Source organism: Paenibacillus sp. fava2 (assembly GCF_058313675.1).
The window spans coordinates 5282947-5306859 of record NZ_CM177755.1; the positions used below are offsets into that span (position 1 = coordinate 5282947).

A 23913-nucleotide genomic window follows, 5' to 3' on the forward strand; every position below is an offset into this window, starting at 1 on the left:
ATCAGAAAAGCCAGAATCTTTCCCAAGCGCTTCAACCTTCCTCACTTCCTTTTCGCAGACATCCGTATCCTATGCATGAAGTATCTGCAGCAGCCGGGAAACTATACCCGGGTATACAAGGCTATTCCATGAGGCTGATACAGCTTCGCGGATAGCCTTTTTTCATTCCACTTGGATAAACAGGGAATAGATGGCGAATATTAAGGCATCTGGAGGTGGCAGGCTGATGAGACTAAACAAACGGTCAAAGGACCCTTTTGCCAAAAAAATTAATGCACTTGAACCTGAAATAGATTCCAATATCTCAGAGAGGCTGGAGGATAACAAGCATTGCGTTACTCAAATATTCGAGAATTGCTCCGATCTCGTTGTGCGCAAGCTCATGATCTTCGGCTCCAAGCCTGCCATGGCGGTTTACCTGGATGTGCTGATCGATAAGCAGCTGTGGGATGATGGCTTCCTGGAGCCTATTACACAGGAATCAGAATCTCCGGTCTGCGACTTATCCCAGCTGCATGAGCAGCTTACAGTGGGCTTCTCCTCGATTGTCCAGCCCACAGTTGTTATGACTATGAAAGAAGCGGCAGGGCGCATTGTCACCGGGGAGACGCTCCTGTTTATTGAAGGCTCTTCACAAGCCTTTTCCTACTCGGTCAAGGATAAGCTGAACCGCGCACTGGATGAGCCGTCAACGGAAGCCGTTATCCGCGGACCGCGCTACGGATTCATAGAGAAAATGGACATCAATCTTGCCCTAATCCGGCACAGGCTCCGTACCCCCCGGCTGAAAACAGAAAAACTCAGTGCCGGCAGCCTTTCCCGCACTAATGTTACCATCGTCTACATTGAAGATATCGCCCAGAAAAGCGTGGTTGAGGAAGTAAAAAAACGTATAGCCTCTATCAACATGGACAGCATCCTCGAATCCGGTTATATCGAAGAATTAATCAGCGATCATCCCTATTCGCCCTTCCCTGTCATTCAGGCGACCCAGCGTCCGGATATGACAACCGGCTCATTGATTGAAGGCAAAGTCGCCGTTATCACCGACGGCTCGCCAATGGTGTTAATCTTACCCGTCACCTTCTGGTTCGGCTTTCAGTCTGCAGAAGATTATTATATGAAATTTATGTTTGCTACCATGCTGCGCTGGCTGAGATATCTGTTCGCATTTTTTGCTATGGCGCTGCCTTCGATTTTTATTGCCGTTACAACGTTTCATCAGGAAATGATTCCCACAAGCTTAACTTTGAGTCTTGCTGCCGCCCGTGAGGTTGTGCCTTTCCCGGCCATTGTGGAGGCACTGATCATGGAGGTTACTTTTGAAGCCTTACGTGAAGCCGGTATCCGCCTTCCCCGTCCTGTCGGCCAGACGATAAGCATTGTAGGCGCACTTGTTATTGGACAAGCAGCCGTTCAGGCCGGTATCATTTCGGCCACGATCATCATTGTTGTATCTATAACCGGTATCTCTTCTTTTCTGATCCCTAATCCGGGAATGAGTCAGGCCATCAGCATTATCCGGTTTCCGCTCATGCTGCTTGCTGCAACCTTCGGCCTCTACGGGGTGGGTATCGGTTTGCTCGTCATATTGGTGCATTTGGTCAATTTGCGTTCCTTCGGTGTACCCTATTTGTCTCCGCTTGCACCTATCAAAGTTACCGGACTAGCGGACTCGTTATGGAGAGCCCCGTGGCAGATTTTGAGAAAACGCCATAAACATACAAGGCATTAATTGGGGTGGGATTAAAATGAGCAGATTGGCAGTGGCATGCAGATATATGCTTCTACTGATTATCCTCTGTATGACAACCGGCTGCTGGGACCGCAGGGAGATGGATGATCTTGCCCTAATCATGGGCAGCGGGATCGATCTAACGGACAGCGGGCTTGTTGAGGTGTCCTATCAGATTGCGCTGCCTACGGGTATACCCAGCGCAGTGAAGTCAGGGGGCAGCCAGAAGCAGGTAGTCGTCATCTCCGCCAAAGGCAATGACTTGCAGGAGGCTCTGGGCCGGATACAGCAGCAAATGTCCAGATACGTTTATTTTGGCCACAGGGAAGTGTTCCTGATCGGAGAGAACTATGCGCGGCATGGCCTTAATCAGATTCAGGATCTTTTTACGCGGTTCCCGGAGACCCGTTACAACAGCTACGTGTTAACGGCCTATGGAGCAACAGCCAAAGAAATTCTCAGCGCCCCTTATCCAATGGAGCTTATTCCGGCACTCGCGATCAGCAAAATTCAAAGCAGCAGACAGAGCTTCTCCGTGAAGTTCGATCAGTTTCTGGAGGCGTTCTCCTCACCCGGGACATCCCCCGTAACTGCCGCCATCCGGGTTGTCCGCAAGGGCACGAACCAGGAATCGGTTGCGATCGACAGGGCTGCGGTCTACCTCGGTAATAAGCTGAGCGGATTTACCGAGCCCGAAGAACTGGAGCTGCTGCGCTGGTGGATTGGCGACCCCTACCGCCTGGGATTTACGATTCAGGCAGAGCCTGAAGACAGAGATTATAAAGGCACCATCAGTGTGAAGGCTTCAGAGAGCGAAGTGCATGTTCATACCAAGATCATTGATGGTCATCCCCAGGCCAAAGTTAAATTCCATACCATAGTCAATGTCGTCTCTAACAACACAAGGCTGAATCTGGACAATGCGAAGAACAGGAAAAATATAGAACAATTATTCTCGATTAAATTACAGGAGCGGATCGAAGGCCTGCTGACACATGTCCAGAAAGAAATGAAGTCGGACATCTTTGGCCTGGGCGAGGAACTCCATATCGAACACCCTTATTACTGGAAAAGTATCCAGGACTCCTGGAGCGAAGTTTTTCCCGAAATGAAAGTAAATGTTGAAGTTGAATTCCATATCGAGCAGTTAGGCAAAACACATGGCCGTACTTATCTGCAAAAATAGCGAAACCATAAAATGAAGAGGATGCACACAATGAATCTGAAAATATCCGGCGTGCAGGTATTCTGGATCATCTTGAGCATGAATCTCGGCATGACTCTGGTCATGACGATTACCCCGAGCCTGCAGGCCGCCAAGCAGGATGCTTGGCTCTCCATTATTGCGGCAGGCTGTATAGCACTGGCCGTTGCCTTTCTGGTAACGTCAGTTGCCCGTATATTCCCAGGCCAGAATCTGATCGATTATGCCCCGGTAGTATTTGGTGCATGGCCCGGCAAGCTGGTGATTGTCATCTATCTGGTGCAATGGTATACCATTATCCCGATTGTTCTCCGCCAGTTTTCAGACCTTGTTAATGTTATGCTGCTGCCGGAGACGCCCAAGGAATTCGTTATTCTGCTGATGGTCCTGTTGATTGCCTATGCATCCTATAACGGAGGAATTGAAGGGATCGCCCGCTGCAGCGAATTCCTCGGTCCCATCATTGTGATCATGGTCGTTTTTGTCCTGCTTGCCAACATCAACAACATTAACTTGAAGCATATTCTCCCCTTCTATGTCGATAGCGGCTATAAGGAGATTTTAAAGGGCTCACTGGCTCCGGCTTCGTATCTGGGCCATTCGGTCGAGTATCTGATGTTCGCCTCCTTTTTATCCCAGCCGCGCAAAGGGCGCGCCTATACGTTCCTGGCGGTGCTGGTGGCAAACCTGGTGGTACTGCTGTCCACAATCATGATTATTGCCGTGCTTGGCGTCAATCTCAGCCCTAACATGTGGTATCCATTTTTTGAAATGGCCCAGAAAATCTCACTGTTTGGCTTCATCGACAACTTCGATGCCATTCCGGTCGTAATCTGGATTTCCAGTGTATTTGTCAAGCTGGCCGTCTATTTCTTCCTGGTAAGCTACGGAACCGCGCAGTTTCTGAAGATACGGAGCTGGAGAATGATGACCTGGTACATTGCTCCAGTTATATTTGCCTTTGCGCTGATTCCGCAAAATGTAATCGAAGCTACAACGAATTATCTGCAGCGGTACTGGGTGCCGTTTGCTCTGCCTGTGAACATGCTGGGACTGCCTTTTTTGCTGGTGGTAATAGGGAAATTAAAGAAGGGAAGCGCGGCTTCCGCTGCGAAAAATGGTAATGGATAGCGTTAGAGGCACCTTCAGGAACAAGTATTAACAACCCTTCAGGTTCTCCATTTTGAAATCCCTGTAATGCTGCCGGGTCTTTTCTGTCGCGCAGGAGTAGGCAACGGCGTTGTGGACATCCAGCAGCGTCAGCCGGAAGTTATGCTTCGCGCCTGTATCGATGCCGGTTAAACCTGGCTTTCTCCAGACCTCGCCTGCTTTGGCGCCTATTTTAAAGGTTGGCGTATGCCCGAAAATGATACCTTTGCCGGCATACGCCGGCGGCTGGGCTCCCCAGAAATCCTCGCGGATCTCGGTCATGTCTCGCAGCGTTTGCCCGGCAAGCGGCCTATCCGGACGGAATCCGGCGTGAACGAACAGGTAACCGTCCGCTTCGATGTACGGTGGCAGTCCCCGCAGCCATTCCTTAAGCTCTCCGCTCCCGGCTACTCCGGCTGCCGAATCCATGAGCAGCTCCGGCAGCCGCAGCTCCATATTGCCCGGTACGGCCAAAGCCCCTTCCTCCGTCAGCCTCCGGACCAGATGCAGCGTCTCCCAGCTCGGCGGATCTTCGTCTATGTAATCCCCTACCAGAATCAGACGGTCTAAAGCGGGATTATATTCAGCGATATCAAGCAGCTGCAGCAGGCCTCCGGCATGTCCGTGGATGTCTGAAATCGCCAGCAGTCTGCCTCTATTCAATGATGTGTGCAGCACAATATCAGCGGCCTTTCCCGAAGTGATCTGTATGTTAATCTTGCTCTCAGTTTGCATAAATGTAGGCGGATTCGCTGGGAAGCTCGGCATGGATGATGCTCCCGCCATCCCGCTGTTCTTCGCTGAACAGGTATAAGCGCTCCCCTGCCGCCGACTCTGCCATTGTCCGCCATTTGGTTCCCTCGAAGGTCGAGTGGATGACTGTAGCTTCAATCCGGTTGAAATCTCCACGTTCATTAGAAGCTTCTGCTCCGGCGGGCAGCACTTTAACTGCTTCCGGGCGGAAGCGCAGCTCCGCACTTTTTCCCGTCTGCAGGCTGCCGTCCGGCCCGCAGACGGTCCCGCGCAGCAGACCTGCTGAACATTGCAGGGCGGCATCCCCCGGTGATCCGGCAAAGGTGCCGTTCAGTACGTTGATCGCACCCAGCAGCGAAGCTGCCTGCCTGCTGGCTGGCTTATTGTAGCAGGCCATCGGCGTATCCAGCTGGTCAATAGCCCCGCTGCGCATCAGCAGCAGCTTGTCGGCCATCGCGAAGGCCTCCTCCGGATCGTGGGTCACATGGAACACGCTCATTTTCAGCCTCCGGAACAGCACTGACATCTCGGTGCGCATCTCCACGCGCAGCCGCATGTCCAGGTTGGAGAGCGGCTCATCGAGCAGCATCAGCCGCGGCTCTGTTACCAGGGCGCGGGCAATTGCCACCCGCTGCTGCTGGCCGCCTGACAGCTGCGGCGGCAGACGCCGCTCGAAGCCTTCAAGCTGAAGCAGCGTCAGGGCCTCCTTCACCTTTTGTTTAATGGCTTGCGCAGACAATCGCTTCTGTCTGAGCCCGTAAGCGACATTATCATACACATTCATATGGGGCCACAGCGCATAGTCCTGGAACACCATGTTGATGCCCCGTTTTTCGGGCGGCGTCATCCGGGAGGCAGTCGCAATCGCCTTCCCGTGCAGCAAGATTTCTCCCCCATCCGGCTGGCTCAGTCCGGCAACGAGCTGGAGCAGCGTTGACTTGCCGCAGCCCGAGGGACCCAGCACACTGATAATCTCACCCTCCTGCAGCTCAAGGTTGATACCGCCTAGCGCTTGGAAACCGCCGTAGCTTTTTTGCAAATTGCGGATTTCGAGCAGCGGTGTGCCCGGGGCGTTTACATTCTGTGGCTGTCTCATGCTCTCGCCCCTCTCTTCTTAAAGATGGTTTCAATTACAACAAGGATCAGTACAATGATGCCTCCTCCGGTCACTGTAGCCGCAGATGCGTAGCCGAACCGCATATCTTCAAAGGCATCATCAATGACAATCGGCAGGGTTACAAAATTCGGCGGGAACAAAATGGAGTTGACCGCCAGATCAAAGATGCAGGAGCCGAAGGCGGCAAGTGCACCAGACACCAGTGCGCCGCGGATCAGCGGGATCAGGATCGTACGCACCCGGGTGACCAGGGAAGCTCCCTGGATCTGTGCGGCATCCAGCAGATGCCCGGGAACCTTGGCCATCGAGCCGGTGATAACCCGAGTGATCACCGGAATCGCCCCGGCAATGGCAGCCAGCACCAGAATCGGCGGCTTGCTGTACAGTCTGAGTCCCAGCGGCTCCAGCCACTTCTGGTTCCAGACAAAAATATAGCCGATACCGAGCACAACGCCCGGGACCGCGAAAGAGATCAGCGTAGCGGTCTCAATTAGCTTTTTAAATTTGAACCGGGAATACGACAGCACAAACGCCGCACCAAGCCCGATGATCAGCCCAAATACAGAGGCTGCAGCCGCAATCGCCAGCGATCTGCCGATCCCGGGGAATAGATCCGCTCCTTGGCGGAACAGCTCGCTGTAATGCTCAAGCGTCAGATTGCCTTTGACCAGTCCGCCTGATTGTACCTGCAGGATAGACATGACCAGGCTTGAGCCGATCGGAATGCCAATAACGATGACAAGCAGCAGACCCACCGCGCAGCTGATCAGCCAGCTGTATTTACCGGCAGAGCCGGGAGCCGAGCGAACAGCCCGCCCTGACAGAATGTCATATCTGGCTCTGCGCAGCACATAGAACTGCACGGCAATCGCCATGGCGATCAGCAGCACCAGATACAGGGACAGCACTCCCGCCATGTCGAAGCGGATCGGAGAGGTGTAAATAGCCGAATAGATGGAATAAGGCAGTGTCGGAAAGCGGTAGACTACCGCTATTGCCGAAGGAAGACCGAAGTCTCCGACCGTATCCATAAAGACTAGCAATGCGCCGGAAAAAATAGACGGCAGCAGCAGCGGAACCTCCACCGTCCGCCACACGCGCCATGAACTGGCACCGCACAGCCTTGCAGCCTGTGACAACATATCCATTTTCCACTCCATCGCCGCCCGTACGGTCAGATAAGCCAGTGGGAACTTGCTGAAGGTCATCACCGCAACCAGGCCGGCAGGTGAGAATACAGCGGAGCTTACCCATTTCCAGCCGAACAGGGACGCGGCCAGGCCGTTGCCGGCGGAGAACATAATCCAGCCCTGGGCCAGGATGAAGGAAGGCATGATAAAGAGAATCCAGGCGGCGGCATCCAGCAGCGCGGCCCCCCGGAAAGACCAGCGGGAACGGGCCATAGCCAGCACCGTCCCCAGAATGGTTCCAAACAGCGTAGTGCCGATTCCCAGCAGCAGCGAGTTCTCCAGCGATTTTCTCCAGAGCGGGCGGTTGAAGACATCAAGCAGGAGCGACAGATCGCCAAAATTCAGTTCACCGAAGAAAACACCCGGCAGCAGCACCTGGATGATGACCGCTGCCAGAGGAAACAGGACAAGAATGGCGAGCAGGATGCTGACGATCCAGCCCAGCCGGTTTACATTAAGCGCCTTTAGCATAATACCAGCTTACTGCACAGCCTGATCGGCAAACCATTGCTTGATCTCGGCCTCATGCCCGCTCGCCCATGCAGCATCTGTAAAGTTCAGCTTCGCGTCAGCAGCACGGTCAGCTTTCGGTTCTGCGCCCTCTGCCGACGGTTCAAAGTAAGCCTCGTCCCCGGTATCAACCAGCTCCTGCTGCACTTCCGGCTCCAGCAGGAAGCTCACGAACTGCTTCGCCGCGTCAGCATTAGCCGTGTCCTTTTGGATTGCTGCAACACGTACGGATGCCGGCGCTCCCTCTTCAGGCCATACCAGCTCTACCGGCTCTCCCGCAGCAACCATCGAATATGCATTCGACTCCTGCAGTGCAGCAATATCAATTTCCCCTGCAGTCAGAGCCTGTACCACCTGCGGATTCTTCGGATATACGCGCAGCCCCTGCTCCATCAGCGTATTGAAGTAAGCCTTTCCGCCATCCATTCCCTTGTCCTCAAAAAAGCTGGAAACAAACGGATAAGCCGGTGCCGCAATCGCCGGATCAGCCATGCCCAGTCTGCCCTTGTAGGCTGCGCGGCTCAAATCTTCCCAGGAGGCAGGAATATCTGCACCCGTGATGTTGTTTTTATTGTAGACGATGATTCCTGCAGCATGGGCTCCGGTCGGATAATACGAGCCGTCTTCGGGAATCAGCGATTCATAGTTGTCTTTCAGTCCGGCCACATTTTCCGGCGTCCAGCCGGTAAGCAGTTGGCCTTTAGCATCCAGCCCGTTAATCGAAGGCATCGCATCGATCCACACGACATCCCATTGCGGATTGCCCTGCTCGGCTTCAATACGGGACATAATCTCGGCACCGTTACCGGAGACGATGTTCAGCTTGATGCCGGTCTCTTTCTCAAACATTTCACCGATGACCGCATCAAAATCATTCAGGTACACTGTCAGCGTCTGGTCGCCGGCAGGTGCTGCTGTTGCCGCTGGTTCAGCTGTTGCCGCCGCATTCCCGTCAGCCGCTGCAGCAGTTGTATTACTCTGGTTCTGTCCTCCGCAAGCTGTTACCGCGAGTAGTGAGAGCGCACCTGCTGCAATACCTGCTGTTTTGAGCCAATTCCGTTTCACGATTGATTAATCCCCCTTGAGCTTCTTGTTTCGCCTTAGCGTTACTTCAAACTTTAACAACCTTGTGTAAGAGCAACGTTAAGCCTGGGTGTTAGTTTTATTAAATATATCTATACATATTGAAAGTTTGATAGATAACATCTATATTTCAAATATAGAGGAGAGTGAAGGCAGTGAATGTACAGCAGCTAAAAGTATTCGTAGAGGTTATGCGCAGAGAGACCTTGCAGGAGGCAGCAGAGACACTGGAGCTGACCCAGCCCACCCTCAGCTTTCATCTGCGGAAGCTTGAGGAGAGCCTCGGTACCCCGCTGTTCCGCAAGCAGTCACGGAAGTTGATCCGGACCGAGGCGGCAGAGGAACTGCTGCCCTATGCAAGACGTGTTGTTTCGCTTATGGAGGAAGCAGCAGAACGTATGCGGGCAAGGGCTTTGAATACGCACAGCAGGCTAAAGCTTGGAGCAAGCTATACCCCTGCCACTTATTATCTGCCCCCGTTTCTGGCAGATTACAGGCTGCTGCATCCTGATACAGACTTATTGCTGACGGTAAAAAAAGCCGAAACGGTGCTTTCACTGTTAAGGCATCACGAAATTGATGCCGCGGTCATCTCCCTGCCGGACGAACCGCTGAAAGGCCTGCATGTTCTGCCGCTGATTGAGGATGAGCTGCAGCTGGTCATGAAGCCGGGCCATCCGCTGGGGGTAGCTGTGCCGCTGACCGTAGAGCAGCTGCAGGGCGAGACCTTTCTGCTCCATGAGCAGGGCTCCACCTCCCGGCAGCTGGCCGAGGAGTGGGCAGCTTATGCCGGCGTCCAGTTCCAGTCCGTCATGGAGCTTGGGGCGATTGAGACGATCAAGGAGACGCTGAAATTCAACTCCGGCATCGGAGTGCTGCCGCTGCGCAGCGTCCTTAAAGAAACGGCAGCAGGCGAGCTGATCCGCCGCCCCCTGCCGGGAGACGGCTACGTCAACCGCCGGCACATCTGCCTCGTCTACCGGGACGAGCCGATTTATGCCCGGCATATCCGGGATTTTATCGAGTATATCCGGGGGATTGCCGGTACAGGTTCATAGGCGGTGATGCCACATTCCAGCTCGGTGTTATCATAAGGTGTTATGATTAATTTCACACTAATCCAAGTAACAAACTAATAATTAAAATAAAAAAACACCGCCAGCTTCCTCCGGGTAGAGGTGCTGACGGTTAAAATGCTGATGCTATAAATATTTTTGCAGCAGTGCGATCCGTTCCGCATACTCCTGCTCTGTTAAATACGTCTGCCCGGGATTCATCTCAAAGGTGGAGCCCCAATCCTTCCCGCCGTCATACTTAGGAACGATATGCATATGCAGATGATGCAGCTTGTCCCCGTAAGCCCCGTAGTTGAGCTTGTCCGGCCCGAAGGCCCGGTCAACCGCGGCAGCCGCTTTTTGCACATCGCCCATAAAGGCCGCCAGTTCCTCAGGGGACAGCTGGAACAGCTCTTTTACATGATCCTCGTAAACGACATTGCATCTGCCCTTATATGTCTGCTCCTTGAACAGGAATACCGTCGATACCGCAAGCTGTGCCACCTCAAGCATCAGGTTATCCCGCCGCTCATCCTCCGTACAATACATACACTCTTTATTCTTTTCCATGTTGAAGACATCCCTTCAGGTACGATTATGTACAGCTCTATCCCTTCTATCCTGCTCTTATAATCTGCTGCCTGCAGTTACAATAGTTACAGGCTCCGGCAAAAAAAACAGCTCCCTCTTTCCATAAAAAGAGAGGAGCTGGTTCATAAATTTTGCTGTTAGCCTCGCTTGAAGAGTTACTTTCCGGTAAATAAGTTCACTGTGGTCCGTTAGTACTTCAAGATCCGGATAGATTCAAGAGTACGAACAATCAATTCTGCCTGCCTAATAATCCTGCTCAGCCACCAGCTTTAGTTCAAACCCCTCATTGCGGTCGCAGACAAGCATGCCGTCAATTACATCCAGCCGGGCAGCCTGAACCGAGGAGCGGCGGCTCTGGTATCTGCCCTCGGGACTGTCTTCACGCTCGCTGCCGTCTCTGCCGGGATGCGTGAAGTAGAAAATATAAGCCTCAGCGCCCTGCACAACGACATCTGCATGCAGCCCGATGGTACCGTCATCCTCACGGCTTCCCGGCTGGTCCAGAATCAGCCCGCTGCGCTCCCATGTATCCAGGTCACCGGAGCGGAAAACGCCCTGCCCGCGCCATTCGTCTACAATCATCCAGTAGTGGCCTTTGAAGCGGAAGACGTTCGCTCCTTCATGCGGCCGTCCTGTTATGACCGGACCAATAACCTCCCAGTGGTACAGGTCCTTGCTATCCGCCGCATAGGTATGCGACCCGTTCGCTTCATCCTTGTACCACATGCGGAACCCGCCGCCGGGCAGCTCGTGGATGCAGGCATCGATCACCCGGTCCGAGCTCAGCTCAAGCCGGGAACGGAAGGTCCAGTCCAGCAGGTTAGGACTGGTATAGTGGAGCATATCGCGCCGGTGGCCGGCCCAGCCGGACGGAATGCCCTGAATGTAGCTGACGTACATATGGTACAGCCCGTCATGCCAGATAATCTCCGGTGCCCAGAACGTGTTGCGGCCCCATTCAATATCGAGCCCCTGCAGTATTCCGCGGTACAGCCAGCTTGTCCCGCCGTCGCGCGAGGAAGCAACGCCGAGATCGGTGCCGTGCACCCAGGCCACACCTTCCCCCTCCGCCGATACTCTGCGGTTCGTGTAAATCATCCACCATTCCTGTGCTTCCCGGTTCCAGATAATGACCGGATCAGCCGCCCCGTCGTATACCGGGTCCCTGAATAAAGGTGCCTTCATTGTGTTATCCTCTCCTGCAAAATGTTATGCGCCGCTCGGGAGCTGCTTATAATACTACACTATTCTTATCTATCCGATAATCTCCCGGAATGAATACTTTGAATTGTGAGAAGCCGCCGGTAAACCACAGCTTCCGTGTCACTCCTCAAACGAAATCCCCCGCGCATACGCATTCACCTCAAGCACTCCCTGCTCCGGCTGCAGAACCGCCTGCCCCTTTACCTTGAGGCGCTTGAAGGTCACATCTTCGACGGTCCGTTCGTCATCATAGCCGAAAATCTGGATTGGGCGCTCATTACTTCCGTTATATGAAACATCCTCAAAGCGGATATGCTCAATCCGGCGTCCGGGGACGGGATTATAGTCCTTGTTCCATACCACTCTCAGGTCAATCAGACGGCCAAGCTCGAAGGGCTCGACCCGGATGTTCCGGTAAGTCACATTGCGCACGGTATTCATATCACCGGCATTGATGGCCATGGCTCCCATATAATTCACCTGCGGCTCGTGATGCTCCAGAATATCGATATTCTCGAACACGATATCTTCAATAATGTCCCCGTCCCCGTGATGGTCACCGTGGGTACCGATCATCAGCGGATGGGCCACATCCGCCCAGAGGATGGAATTACGCACCCGGATGCCGCTGCTGTTCCCGTAATAATCCCAGCGTGAGCCGTAGACCGCGATGCAGTCATCCGAGGTACGCAGAAAAACATCATCAATCTCAATATCCGTGCAGGCCATCATATCAATGCCGTCCGACCAGCCCCGGGTGCTGAATGATTTAAAATTCCGGATGGACACCTGCCGCGATTTGCCCAGATATATGCTGTAATGAGGCGGGTCCAGCGTAATAATCCCTTCAACAGAAATATGCTCCGAGAACATAATCCGGATGCCGCGGAAGGCCGAGAAGCGGTGAAAATCAGACAGGCGGATAATCCCTCTGCCGCGTATGGACACATCGTGCACGTGATCGCAAACGATTGAACCTGCCACAACGGCACCGCCGGCAATATAGACGGTTATCCCGGATGGAATCCTTAGCAGTGTCTCCTCGATATAATGCATGCCCGGTGCAAAATAAAGCGTATCCCGCACCCGCCCGTCTGTTCCCTCAGCTTCTGCCAGCAGACGGCAGATATCCTCTGTCCGGTGGATGGCCGGCTGCAGCAGGAGAACGTTCTCCTGCTGCGGGTCCGGTGCATCACTCTCACAGGGGTTCGCGAACAGGTGCAGATTATGGAACCGTTCCCCGTTGATTTCAATAGACAGCTTCTGCGGACGGTCCAGCATAAAGGTTATTTCCCGGCCGGTATGCTCGAACGGGAGGCCCGCTGAGAGCGGACGGATTACGGCTTCATTAATTGGCTGCCCCAGGCTTTCTACCCTTACCTCCACTTTCCCGCTCATATCAAAATAGGCCATAGATGCACTACGCACATTGTGCATATCCACCTTTACCTCATACACAAACAGCTGCTGCCAGGCTTCTCCGGGAAGGCGCACATATACTGCAAAATCCTCCTTGCCGGGTACGCCCGGCGGGGCTGTGTAAACCATAAGTTTATCCATAGGTCCTCCGTAGAAAAGCCGCCTGAGAAAATAAAACATACTCTAGGCGGCTCTTATCTTTATTTTCCTGCTTTGTAGGCATCCACTTGCTTCTGCAGTTCAGCCAGATAAGTATCGAAGCCGGCATCCTTCAGCTGCTTTTGTACCTTTGCCAGATCGCCGTCGATGTCATTGGTCATTCCTACGCTGAGCGGCTGGATATATTGGGTTTTGACCGTCTCCAGATTGGACAGCTCGGTAGCCAGCGAGCTGGTATCGAAGCTGAAGCCTTCATAAGGGTCGGTACCGCCGGCTTCTGCACGCTTAGCACCTTCTGCCTGGATTTTATCGAAGATAGCCTTCCACTCTCCCGGATAATTGACCTGAAGCGCCTGATAACCGTCATACAGCCCTGTCCAGGCAGGCTTGATATTATCGGTTGGAATACCCTCATACAGAATATATCCATCAGAATCAACCTTGTAATTCTCGCCTTCTACACCATAAGCCAGTAAATTGTAGTAGGTCTGGTCGGTATGGCCTTTTTCAATAAATTTGAGAGCTTCCAGGGCATGTTGAGTATTTGCGCCTACAGAAATCATGGTAATCGTGCTTGGCGACATTTTAGGCAGGAAGGCCGGGGCATTGTTATCCATAAAGAAGTCATACCAGCCATAGGTTGAATCCGGCAGCGCCTCTTTTAGCTGATTGATATAGTTGTTGCTGATTGCACCAAGGTGGTTATTGAATTCAAGCGGCTTCTGGTCCACCTTCATCAGCTCCAGCGTTTCGGCAGTCGCATTGCCCTGTGCAGCAAGCACGTCATGATCGACGATGCCGTCATCATACCATTGCTTGGCCTTGGCTACGGCCTCTTTATACTCAGGCGTATCGTAGATGCTGATGATTTTGTAAGGATCATCAAAGGAAGCTACAGCATAATCGGCAGCAACCGTATAGTATTTACTGGCAATCAGCTGGGAGTAAATATTAGTGCCAAACCGCTTGTCGTTCAGCATCGGGGTAGACGGATATTCGTCTTTGGCTTTGTAGAGATACTGCTCGGCTGTGTCCAGGCTGTTGATCTCCGGAAGACCCCACTTCTGGCGCAGGTCCTCACGGTACAGCATACCTTCCCCGCCGCCGCCCGGCTTGTTGTATTGCGGAATGCCGAATACCTTGCCGTCGATTTTTACGCGGTCGAGCGAGCCTTTATAGTGCTCTACCAGAGCAGGCGTTTCTTCCAGCAGCGGCGTCAGGTCGGCGAAAGCGTTCTTGGTGGCAAAGTTGGCAAAATCGGACCAGGCACCGCCGACATAAAGATCATATTCCTTCGCGGCGATAGCCCGGCTGATCTGGTTTTTCTCATCACCCCACGGAATATAATCGAACCGGACGCGGATACCGAGATCCTTTTCAGTCAAAGCATCCAGCTCTTTATAAAAGTTATCCAGCCCGCTTTTCGGCTCGTTCCCCATCGTAATCGCTTTCAATTCAACGATTTCTTTCGGTGCGTCCGTTGCTGCCGAGTTGCCGGTCTTGGCAGGCTCATTTCCGCTGTTGCCGCTGCCCGAATTCGAATTTGAGCAGGCTGTAGACAGGCCCAGCAATAAGGCCATGGATGTGATGAACATTGTCTTTGTGATTTGCTTTCTTTTCAAGCTTAACCCCTCCATTATTAGAACAAGTATATGTTTAGCGGAGAAAACAGTAAATACATCTTCTCCGCTTCAAACCGGACCAGACAGCCGCTTTGGACTGCCGCTTCTTACCCTTTCACACTTCCGACTACCAGGCCGCTGACAAAATAGCGCTGCACAAACGGATAGAACAGCAGAACCGGGCCGGTAACCAGCATTGCCGTAGCCAGCTTCATCGTTTCACTGGGCAGCTGCTGGACAATCAGGACATCTGAGCCCTTGACCGCATCCGTTACTCTGGACAGCATCCGGTAGAGCAGGTACTGCAGCCCCCATTTATCCTTATCCGTGATCAGATAGAGGCTGTAGGTAAACCAGTTATTCCAGTAGCCCAGTGCGGTGAACAGACCGATGGTTGCCATCGCCGGCTTGGTGAGCGGAATGATAATCTGCCAGTAGATCCGGAAATCCCCGGCTCCGTCAATTCTTGCTGATTCCATCAGCGCATCGGGAATGCCCTTGATAAAGTTCCGGAACAGGAATACGTTGAACGCGGACATCAGACCGCCGAGAATAACAGACCAGAGCGAGTGATTCAGATGCAGCACGTTGGCTACAACGAGATAGGTTGGAATCAGCCCGCCGCTGAACAGTGTCGTGAAGTAGACGAAGAACGATACCTTATCCCTGTGCTTAAAATCCGGGCGGGAGAGCACATATCCTCCCATTGAGGTACACAGCAGGCCGAGAAGGGTCCCAACCGCCGTAACATAGATCGTAACCATATAGGCTCTGCCGATCGTGTTGCCCAGCGAAGTGAAGACAACCCGGTAGGCCTCCAACGTGAAGCCCTTGGGTATAATCGAATATCCGCTCCGCACCACCTCCGACTCTGTGCTGAAGGAGCCGGAGAGCATAATAATGAACGGAATCACGCAGAGCAAGGCGCCGATGGAAACCGTCACCACAGCGAAAACATCAAATATTCTTGTTCCGGCGTCCTTGCGGATTTTACTGCCGTGCTTATCAACAGCCACAGAACTCACGTGCAATCACAGCCCTTTCTAGAATAAAGAATTTTCCCGGTCTACCTTTCGGACAACCGCATTCACGGTCAGGATCAGCAGCAGGCCGAATACGGATTGATACAAGCCCGCAGCCGTTCCCAGATTGATGCTGAAGTTAACGGTCAATGAACGGTACACATAAGTATCGATGATGTCCGTTGCGTTCAGCAGCAGCCCGTTATTGCCGACGATGTTCCAGAAGAGGTCGAATTGTCCCTTCAGGATTCCGCCAACCGCGAACAGCAGCAGAATAATGACGGTCGGCTTGAGCAGCGGAAGAGTGACATAACGGATGCGCTGCCATTTGGAAGCTCCGTCCACGTAAGCGGCCTCATAAATGCTCTCGTCGATCCCCATAATGGAAGCCAGATAGATTACCGTTCCATATCCCAGGCTCTTCCAGATCTCAACGACAACAATGATGATCGGCCAGACCCAGGGGGTGCGGTAGAAATCGAATTTTTCCATGCCCAGCGAAGTGAACATATTATTGAGTACGCCATAGTTAAAATTGAACAGGTTATAGATGATGGAGCCGATAATAACCATCGAGACAAAATAAGGCATGAACATCAGCGTCTGCGAGGTTTTAACGAACCGTTTAAACGCAATTTCCTTAAGCAGCACAGCCATCCCGATCTGGCATACATTACTAAGAATGATGAATGCCACATTGTAGAGAATGGTATTGCGCGTCAGCTTCCAGATGATCGAGTCCGCCCCGCCCTTGAACAGAAACTCGAAATTCTGCAGGCCGACGAACGGGCTCAGGAGTCCTTTGCTGAAATCATAATCGGTAAAAGCATTGTACAGCCCGGCAAGCGGCAGGTAGTTAAAGGCTATAAAATAGGCGAACAGCGGGATGAGCATAAAATAGTAGGTTTTGTGCGCTCTAAAGTCCGCGAATGGCTTAGCTTTTCGTTTAAGCGCTTTTTTATTAAGCGCTTTCGAAGCAGCCGGTGATACCTGGTTCATGCAATCACTTCTCCTTTCATCCCTAATTCTACCGCCGTGCCGGCACGGGAAATATCGCAAATAACCAAGATTCCTTGCAAAAAAGGATGTTGTTGTAATCCATTGTTATTTACGGTTTGGACGTGACTCCAGAGAATTCTTCCCGCCCCTCTCTTGGTCTCGTCTAACACACTGATTAATAGGCTTGTTCCTATCCAGTCTTGCGGGAACCAAGAGAAAGCCCTTATGATAGGGAAAAACAAACGGCAAGCCGGAAATCATCCGGACGGCTAAGGAGGCCTAACGCACATGACCGAGAAGAAAGTAACCTGGCTTGAGCTGTTCTATGATCTGCTGTTTGTCGCCGCGGTGGCTAAAGCCAGCCACGTGCTGCTGCATGTAGAGGACGAGACCTTATCTCTGGAGACGCTGGGCAAATTTGTACTGATCTTCATCCCGATCTGGTGGGCCTGGGTGGGACAGACCTTATTTGTTAACCGCTTTGGGCAGGATAGTGTTACTCACCGGGTTTTTCTGATTATCCAGTTATTTTTTGTACTGATTATGACAGCCAGCCTGAATGTTGATTTCGATTCCACCTATCTTTCCTTCCTGATCGGCTACATAGGACTGCGGGCGATGACCGCCGTGCAATATCATTATGCGCATGCCAAGGAGGAAAAGCATTTGCGGGCCACGGCCCATTATTTCGGGACCCGCTTTTGGATCGGACTGGCTATCTCCGCCTGCTCCCTGTTCTTTGATTCCTGGGTACGTTATGCCGTGCTGTACGCCGGAATTGCCCTTGATATTATCCTTCCGCTGACCGGCAGAAGGATCCTGCTCAAGACCCCGACGAACACGCATCATCTGCTGGAGCGCTTCTCGCTCTTCGCGCTGATTCTGCTCGGCGAATCTGTGGTCAGCATACTCGCCGTACTGAATTCCAGCTCCTGGACCCCGCAGTCGGTGACCTTTGCAGCATTAACTTTTGTGCTTATTATCGCGATGTGGTGGCAGTATTACGACAATCTGGAGAAGAAGGTCAATAAGCATGTACAGACCGCAGGACAGACGATTATCTATGGCCATCTGTTCATCTTCCTCTCGCTGTGTATGATTGCCGCCTCGATCCAGCTTCTGTTCCTGGATGAGCTGCATTACGGGCTGATGCTGAATTTGTTCTTCGGGTCTGCGGTACTCTATTTTGCCTCGACGACACTCGTCTTCCATGTCTACAGGCACAAGCAGCACCGGCTAGGTTTTACGCATCTGTCCCTGCTGCTAGGGATATTGATCGGCTTTTACATTGTTAATCTGGTATTCCACGTTCCCAATGTAGTTATGATGGGCGAAATGGCGCTGTTCTTCGCCGTCTATGCCAAGATCACGACGTAAGTCCGTATGAGAACAGGCTGTGCCCGTGAGATCTGAAAGAAGGATCTTACGGGCACAGCCTGTTTATTGGCATTTTTGAAGAAATGAATATGTGAAAGAGAGATTTTCATCTATTAATAAAGAACCGGATTCGTTGTTTACTCAAACAAATCAATAACATAATAAACACTTTGTTCAGGTAACGGGCAGGATACTGACAAAATATAACGAATTCCTATTTTTGATAACTATATTTTGGAGGGATAATATTGACTGAGGATTTTTATTGCGATGAGGTATTAAGTGGTCGTACTGATGTACAAAAAGTCTTTGAGACTGATAACGTTCTTGCATATCATCATACTCACCCTTTTTATCCCGTTCACATTGTTACAATTCCGAAGAAGCATATCTCATCTCTTCTTACACTGGAACAAAGTGACAATGAGCTCTTGATTGAGTTGATGGATGTTATTAAAAAGGTTGCATCTCAAGTGCAGTCTGAGTACGGAGCTTGCAGGGTGTCGACTAATTTGGGGAAGTATCAAGACTCAAAACATCTTCATTTTCATATAATCTTCGGTGAAGCATTACGCTAATCTTATTTGTCTGATTACTAAACTAACGGGCAGAACCTTAATATGATTACGCACTTTAAGGGAGGAATGGGAACGAAATGAAGTTCGACCTTCGAGAATTAGCGTTGTTTGCAGAACAGACTGTAACAAAAGCGGGTGACAGGATTTCCGAATTGCGCAGCCAGGAAAAGATTGAAGTGAATTATAAGGATGCGGGTGAACTGGTGACATCCGCTGACTTGCTGTCGGAAAGAATCATTCAAGAAGCCATAATGGAGACATTTCAAGGTCATCGGATTCTTTCGGAGGAAGATGGAGTACATAACAGGGATCATTTCAAGTTCGACGGTCCGGTTTGGGTAATCGATCCCTTAGATGGAACCGTTAATTTTTCCCGGAATCTACCGCATTACGGCGTTTCATTGGCTTTTGCCCTTGATGGCGTAGTGCTCGCAGGAGCCGTGTATGCGCCGGATTTGAACTGTACTTATGTTGGAATTAAAGGAGAAGGCTCTTATTGCAATGGCGAGCGTTTACAAGTCCGTAGATGCACTTCACTATCAGATGCTGTCATTGGCACAGGTTTTCCGCATGATCCAGCAAAAGTCCAGCCGGCTATTGAAAGAGTGAACCGGCTCCGGAGAAGCTGTCGTGACATTAGGCGTTTTGCCGCACCAACAGTAGACATTTGTTATGTGGCATCCGGAAAATTAGATGCCCATACGGAAAGTCTTTCACCGTGGGATATAGCCGCTGCAGGCTTGATTGCACGGGAGGCAGGAGCAATGAGTAGCCATGTACAAGCGGTGCCTGATGGCATTCCTGATGAACTCTATGGTGAAGAGGTCGTATTCACGACACCCGGGATCTTCGATGATCTCTTGACATTATTGCGGATAGAATCCGAATAAAACTTCCGAGATATTGAACTAAAAGGCAACATTAGCTGAAATACGGTGAATCGTATCATAGGCTGGGGAAGACCACTTGTGAAAATTGTATAACCGTGTTGAGAGGAGGTTATCATGACCAATCAAAAGTATGGTAGTGACAGAGCTTATTTTGAAAAAGAGTTAATGAAATTGATGGTACCTGTACAGGGAGGAACCATCGAATTACGTGATTATGTTAATACGGATAAATGGTTTAGTTCTGATTACACGCTATCAAACCCTGGAAGCAATAAAAAGGCTGTAACATGGACTGCAGCAATCGAACCTTTCCATGTAATGAAGGTTCCGGTAACACAGCAGTTGTATCATTTTGTCATGCATGAAAAAGAAATAGAGCCGATTATGAATAACCTGCCAATCGCGGAGGTTTCGTGGACAGACTCCATTTCCTTTTGTAATCAATTGTCCAGAATGCTTGGCAGAACCGAATGTTATACAATCACAAATGAGAGTGAGAATACGATATTTACGAAGACAGCGAATGGCTTCCGATTACTATCAGACGCAGAATGGCAGTATGCCTGCAAAGCGGGAACCGCGGGATACCGGTATGAACGAATTGATGAAATTGCATGGTTTCAAGAAAACTCCGGTGGTTCAGTTCATCCAGTGGGACAGCTGCTTCCTAACCCATGGGGGCTTTATGATATGATCGGGAACGTATGGGAATGGTGTTGGGATTTATATGATCCGGAACGATATGGGAACTATAGGGTCTTCCGGGGAGGCAGCTGGGCTGAAGCCCAGAACAACTGCGGTTCAACGAGTAGGAGGAAAAGCATGCCCGATTTCAAGATCGATGATCTTGGCTTTAGAATTGCCCTTACAAACGTTTGAGAAAATGGCATCGGGCAGCTATTTTCACAAAACCCGCATAACAGGAACGTCTATAATGATACGGGTCCCTTTGCCCGCTGCACTTATGAACGTTATCTCTCTGGCTTCACCGCCAAAAAACAAGCTAAGGCGCTTGCTGATATTCTCAACCCCGTAGCCGCTTCCCTGGTAGCCCGAATGCCGCTCCTCCCGTTCGCTTAGGCCGGCCCCGTCGTCTTCAACGGTAATCCGCAGCCGATCCTGCTCAATCCGGCCTGTAATGCGGATCGTTCCCCTGCGCTCTTCCGTCTCCATAATGCCGTGCACAATCGCATTCTCCACCAGCGGCTGCAGGGTAATCTTGGGCAGCATGCAGCTAAGCGCATCGTCCTCTACGCTGATCTCCAGTTTGATCCTGTCTTTATAGCGGTTCTTCTGGATATCCATATAGATGCTGCACAGCCTGACCTCGTCACCCACGCTCACAAAATCCTTACCTTTATTCAGCGCCAGCTTGTAATAATCCGACAGGGCGTGAATCACCCGCTGAATATTGTCCACCTCATCCTTCTGGGCCATCCAGTTCACCATATCCAGCGTGTTATACAAAAAATGCGGATTGATCTGGGACTGCAGCGCCTTCAGCTCAGCCCCTTTCTTCTCCTGCCCCAGCCTGAACTGCTCCTCCATCAGCTCCTGCACACTGTTGATCATATAATTGTAGCTGGAGATCAGATGGCCCAGCTCATCTGTACGCGGCTCCAGGTCCAGCGTATTCAGCCTGCCCTGCCGCACCTGGCTCATCTTGTTCATCAGCAGGAAGATGCGCTGTGTAATCGACCTTGTAATCGGAAAAATAAACACAAAGATCAGCAGCCCGATCACGGCGTAGATGCCCAGCATCTGGATACGGATCTTCTGGATAATCGACATGGCGGCACTGGACGGAATCACCGATATCAGGTACAGGCCGGTCGAATCAATCTGGTTGCCGCGGGCCAGGTAAGTGCCGCTCTCCAGATGAATCTCTGAATAGCTGGGCCCGCTGTTCAGCTTGCCCGGCAGGCGCATCTTCGCCAGCTCTTCTTCACTCCCGCTGCTGGCAACCAGCTCGCCGTCTGCTGTTTCCACGTAGACCAGCTGCCCGGGTACCGACTGCCGCAGTGCTCCGGTGATCTCCTCCAGGTCAATATTGATCATCACGAAGCCGACGGATTCCATATAGTCATTCTCATTCCACAATGCCCGGCCCAGCGTCAGATACTTCATCGGAGTCAAAAAGTTGAATTTGTCCTCGAAGATCAGCCATTTAGACCTCCCCTTCGCAGCCAAAAAGGACTCGGTCCACTTTTGGCCCTGAACCTGGCTGAGCGGCCGGTACAGCGAGGTTTTGCCGGCGGTTACAAATCCGTCGTTGATAAAATACATGATATTGCTGAACTGCGAGTCCGACTCCAAAATTTGTGTATAGGTGGTAATTTCCTCGAACATCGAGAGCTGCTGCCAGATTTCCAGCCTCTCGGGCTTCAGTGAGAAGATGGACGTAATCTTTTTATTGACCACAATCATGGAGGAAATCTCTTCAATATGCGACATCCGGCTGGTCAGCACGGACAGGGTCTGCTCATACGTCTGATTGTTGGCATAGCTTTGCCGGTCCAGCGCGTATTTGCGGATTTCATGCTGGGACACAAAAAAGGTAATGATCAGCGGGATAATCCCGACCATGACGAACAGCAGCATCAGCTTTTTGCGGATGGACAGATTGCGGAACGGGACAGTAATCCTCATCGCAGCTTGAGCTTTCTGTATTCAACCGGCGTTACGGAGGTGCAGAGCCTGAATACCTTGGCAAAATAACTCGGACTGGCAAAGCCGCACAGCTCCGAGATTGCGTTCATTTTATAATGCTCATTCATGATCAGCTTCTTGGCCAGCTCAATCCGGTAATCCCTGATGTACTGGGTAATCGTCATCCCCGTCTCCTGCTTGAACAGCACGTTCAGATGGGCGGAGGACATGAACATATGCTGGCCGATTTCCGGCAGATCCAGCTCCGCCTTGCTGACATGGGCAGCTATATAATCCATCACGCTGATGACCGTATGCGAGTACTCGGCTTCCTTGGCTTTTTCGGCACAATAGCTGCTGCAGATTGCCAGTATATATTCCTTGAGCTCCGTTAGCGTATTGAACGCGGATAGCCGGGTGTCAATGTCCTTCATCTCATAGACCCCGTCCAGTCCGGCAAGCAGCGTCCCTTTCTCCTGCAGCATTGCCTTACCCATGGAAGAAAATAACGAATAGACCTGCTCGCGCGGAGGACGTTCCTCCGAGACGAAGCTGTCACATAGCGCTTCGATCCATCCGGTCAGCTCACGCGGCTGGCTTCTCATCAGCATATGGAAGTCCACAAACAGCTGCGGGCTGATCCCGGCTGACGTCACCGCAGACTCCGAATACAGACTGAAACGGGCCTCCGGCTCATAGAAAAAGCAGTTCATCGCTGTACGGGCATCGACATAGCTCCGGCTTACCTCAAACATATCGGGCACCCTGCTGCCTGTTGCAATGCGGAGGCTGTCATGGCTTATAAGCAGCTGCTTCGCCAGCGCATGGACCCGCTCCGGCTTCACCCGGTTCAGCGGAAGTACGAATACTAGCTCTCCTTTGCCGGTAACGTTACCGACGGCCTGCACCCCCTGCCTGTGCCAGAAGGCATGCAGCTCCTCCAGCAGCTCCGGCTCACCTCCTGACTGCCCGCTAATAGACACAATCACACATACATATCCGGCGTTCACCGGAAATCCGGCCTCCTCACCTTGCTTCAGGACCGCCTCGCGGCTGGCTGTGCCTTCTATCAGCAGCTGTGCCAGCTTTTGCTGCTGCAGGTTTTTTTTGATGCTAAGCTCATCGGTCAGCCGCCTGCTCTTCTGCACAGACTCGACTGTTTTTGCGATGGCCTCCTTCAGGTCAGGAATTTTGATCGGCTTCTCTATATAATCGACTGCGGCCAGCCGGATGGCGCTTTTCAGATATTCCACATCCAGATACCCGCTCATGAACAGCAGCTTGCAGTCCGGACACTGCTCTCCCAGCTTTTCGGCAAAAGCAATTCCGTTCAGCTTCGGCATCCGTATATCCGTCAGCACGATTTCCGGCTTATGCTGTGCAGCCAGCCGCAGCGCCTGTGCCCCGTCTCTGGCTTCGATAATCTGTTCAATGCCGTACTGGCTCCATTCCACCGCATCCATCAGGCCTTCTCTTGTATAATCATCATCATCTGCAATTAGCATCCGCATGGGAATGTTCTCCTTAACCGAGGATTTCAAGTGATTCATGTAAGCGCTTGTATAGCAATTCTAGTGTACTACAATTTATTTATGCATAAGCACATTA

General features: G+C 51.7%; 20 protein-coding genes. 8 read left to right on the top strand and 12 right to left on the bottom strand.

What is annotated here, in order from left to right; translation table 11 throughout:
* Positions 1 to 226: 226 nt before the first annotated feature.
* The 3 genes from AC4G46_RS23335 to AC4G46_RS23345 are packed head-to-tail and all read left to right on the top strand — an operon-like array spanning position 227 to position 4070.
* Positions 227 to 1735: a spore germination protein gene (locus tag AC4G46_RS23335; protein ID WP_491124812.1), complete on the top strand. Its 1509-nt coding sequence runs from the start codon at positions 227 to 229 to the stop codon at positions 1733 to 1735.
* 16 nt (positions 1736 to 1751) lie between these two features.
* The gene (locus AC4G46_RS23340) at positions 1752 to 2921 is read left to right on the top strand and encodes a Ger(x)C family spore germination protein (protein ID WP_491124813.1); all 1170 of its coding nucleotides are present in this window, start codon (positions 1752 to 1754) and stop codon (positions 2919 to 2921) included.
* A 30-nt stretch (positions 2922 to 2951) separates the two neighbouring features.
* A complete protein-coding gene (locus AC4G46_RS23345) occupies positions 2952 to 4070 on the top strand; it encodes a GerAB/ArcD/ProY family transporter (RefSeq protein ID WP_491124814.1) in 1119 nt (372 codons plus the stop codon).
* A gap of 27 nt (positions 4071 to 4097) precedes the next feature.
* Here AC4G46_RS23345 and AC4G46_RS23350 read toward each other — a convergent pair whose 3' ends face one another.
* The 4 genes from AC4G46_RS23350 to AC4G46_RS23365 all read right to left on the bottom strand — a co-directional run bounded on the left by AC4G46_RS23350 (position 4098) and on the right by AC4G46_RS23365 (position 8723).
* The gene (locus tag AC4G46_RS23350; RefSeq protein ID WP_491124815.1) at positions 4098 to 4751 is read right to left on the bottom strand and encodes a metallophosphoesterase; all 654 of its coding nucleotides are present in this window, start codon (positions 4749 to 4751) and stop codon (positions 4098 to 4100) included.
* A 61-nt stretch (positions 4752 to 4812) separates the two neighbouring features.
* On the bottom strand, positions 4813 to 5937 hold the full coding sequence (locus AC4G46_RS23355; RefSeq protein WP_491124816.1) for an ABC transporter ATP-binding protein: 1125 nt from the start codon (positions 5935 to 5937) through the stop codon (positions 4813 to 4815).
* Complete coding sequence (locus AC4G46_RS23360; protein WP_491124817.1) at positions 5934 to 7619, bottom strand: ABC transporter permease; 1686 nt, start codon at positions 7617 to 7619, stop codon at positions 5934 to 5936. The genes AC4G46_RS23355 and AC4G46_RS23360 overlap by 4 nt, the downstream gene beginning before the upstream one ends.
* Before the next feature lie 9 nt (positions 7620 to 7628).
* A complete protein-coding gene (locus AC4G46_RS23365; RefSeq protein WP_491124818.1) occupies positions 7629 to 8723 on the bottom strand; it encodes an extracellular solute-binding protein in 1095 nt (364 codons plus the stop codon).
* A gap of 173 nt (positions 8724 to 8896) precedes the next feature.
* On the opposite strand from AC4G46_RS23365, the gene AC4G46_RS23370 reads away from it, so the two are divergent.
* A complete protein-coding gene (locus AC4G46_RS23370) occupies positions 8897 to 9799 on the top strand; it encodes a LysR family transcriptional regulator (RefSeq protein WP_491124819.1) in 903 nt (300 codons plus the stop codon).
* A 144-nt stretch (positions 9800 to 9943) separates the two neighbouring features.
* Here the strand turns inward: AC4G46_RS23370 and AC4G46_RS23375 are convergent, their stop codons facing one another.
* The 6 genes from AC4G46_RS23375 to AC4G46_RS23400 all read right to left on the bottom strand — a co-directional run bounded on the left by AC4G46_RS23375 (position 9944) and on the right by AC4G46_RS23400 (position 16811).
* On the bottom strand, positions 9944 to 10366 hold the full coding sequence (locus tag AC4G46_RS23375) for an HIT family protein (RefSeq protein WP_491124820.1): 423 nt from the start codon (positions 10364 to 10366) through the stop codon (positions 9944 to 9946).
* Positions 10367 to 10630: 264 nt separating this feature from the next.
* Entirely contained in the window at positions 10631 to 11572 is a 942-nt protein-coding gene (locus tag AC4G46_RS23380) for a glycosyl hydrolase (RefSeq protein ID WP_491124821.1), read from the bottom strand.
* Positions 11573 to 11710: 138 nt separating this feature from the next.
* Entirely contained in the window at positions 11711 to 13150 is a 1440-nt protein-coding gene (locus AC4G46_RS23385) for a glycosyl hydrolase family 28 protein (protein WP_491124822.1), read from the bottom strand.
* Between the two features lie 59 nt (positions 13151 to 13209).
* Positions 13210 to 14790 (bottom strand): DUF3502 domain-containing protein, encoded by a 1581-nt coding sequence (locus AC4G46_RS23390; protein WP_260510090.1) that lies wholly within the window; start codon positions 14788 to 14790, stop codon positions 13210 to 13212.
* A gap of 107 nt (positions 14791 to 14897) precedes the next feature.
* Positions 14898 to 15815, bottom strand: a complete 918-nt coding sequence (locus tag AC4G46_RS23395; protein WP_491124823.1) for a carbohydrate ABC transporter permease — start codon at positions 15813 to 15815, stop codon at positions 14898 to 14900.
* A gap of 18 nt (positions 15816 to 15833) precedes the next feature.
* On the bottom strand, positions 15834 to 16811 hold the full coding sequence (locus AC4G46_RS23400; RefSeq protein WP_491124824.1) for an ABC transporter permease: 978 nt from the start codon (positions 16809 to 16811) through the stop codon (positions 15834 to 15836).
* A 288-nt stretch (positions 16812 to 17099) separates the two neighbouring features.
* On the opposite strand from AC4G46_RS23400, the gene AC4G46_RS23405 reads away from it, so the two are divergent.
* From AC4G46_RS23405 to AC4G46_RS23420, 4 genes are all read left to right on the top strand, one after another.
* Positions 17100 to 18188 (top strand): low temperature requirement protein A, encoded by a 1089-nt coding sequence (locus AC4G46_RS23405; protein WP_491124825.1) that lies wholly within the window; start codon positions 17100 to 17102, stop codon positions 18186 to 18188.
* A gap of 245 nt (positions 18189 to 18433) precedes the next feature.
* Positions 18434 to 18766: an HIT domain-containing protein gene (locus AC4G46_RS23410; protein ID WP_491128960.1), complete on the top strand. Its 333-nt coding sequence runs from the start codon at positions 18434 to 18436 to the stop codon at positions 18764 to 18766.
* A 77-nt stretch (positions 18767 to 18843) separates the two neighbouring features.
* The gene (locus tag AC4G46_RS23415) at positions 18844 to 19656 is read left to right on the top strand and encodes an inositol monophosphatase family protein (protein WP_491124826.1); all 813 of its coding nucleotides are present in this window, start codon (positions 18844 to 18846) and stop codon (positions 19654 to 19656) included.
* A gap of 114 nt (positions 19657 to 19770) precedes the next feature.
* Positions 19771 to 20535 carry a formylglycine-generating enzyme family protein gene (locus AC4G46_RS23420; RefSeq protein ID WP_491124827.1) on the top strand — a complete coding sequence of 255 codons (765 nt, stop codon included), beginning with the start codon at positions 19771 to 19773 and terminating at the stop codon, positions 20533 to 20535.
* A gap of 24 nt (positions 20536 to 20559) precedes the next feature.
* On the opposite strand, the gene AC4G46_RS23425 is transcribed toward AC4G46_RS23420, so the two are convergent.
* Positions 20560 to 22305, bottom strand: a complete 1746-nt coding sequence (locus AC4G46_RS23425) for a sensor histidine kinase (protein ID WP_491124828.1) — start codon at positions 22303 to 22305, stop codon at positions 20560 to 20562.
* Positions 22302 to 23816 carry a response regulator transcription factor gene (locus AC4G46_RS23430; protein WP_491124829.1) on the bottom strand — a complete coding sequence of 505 codons (1515 nt, stop codon included), beginning with the start codon at positions 23814 to 23816 and terminating at the stop codon, positions 22302 to 22304. Before AC4G46_RS23430 ends, AC4G46_RS23425 begins: the two co-directional genes overlap by 4 nt.
* Between the last annotated feature and the right edge of the window lie 97 nt (positions 23817 to 23913).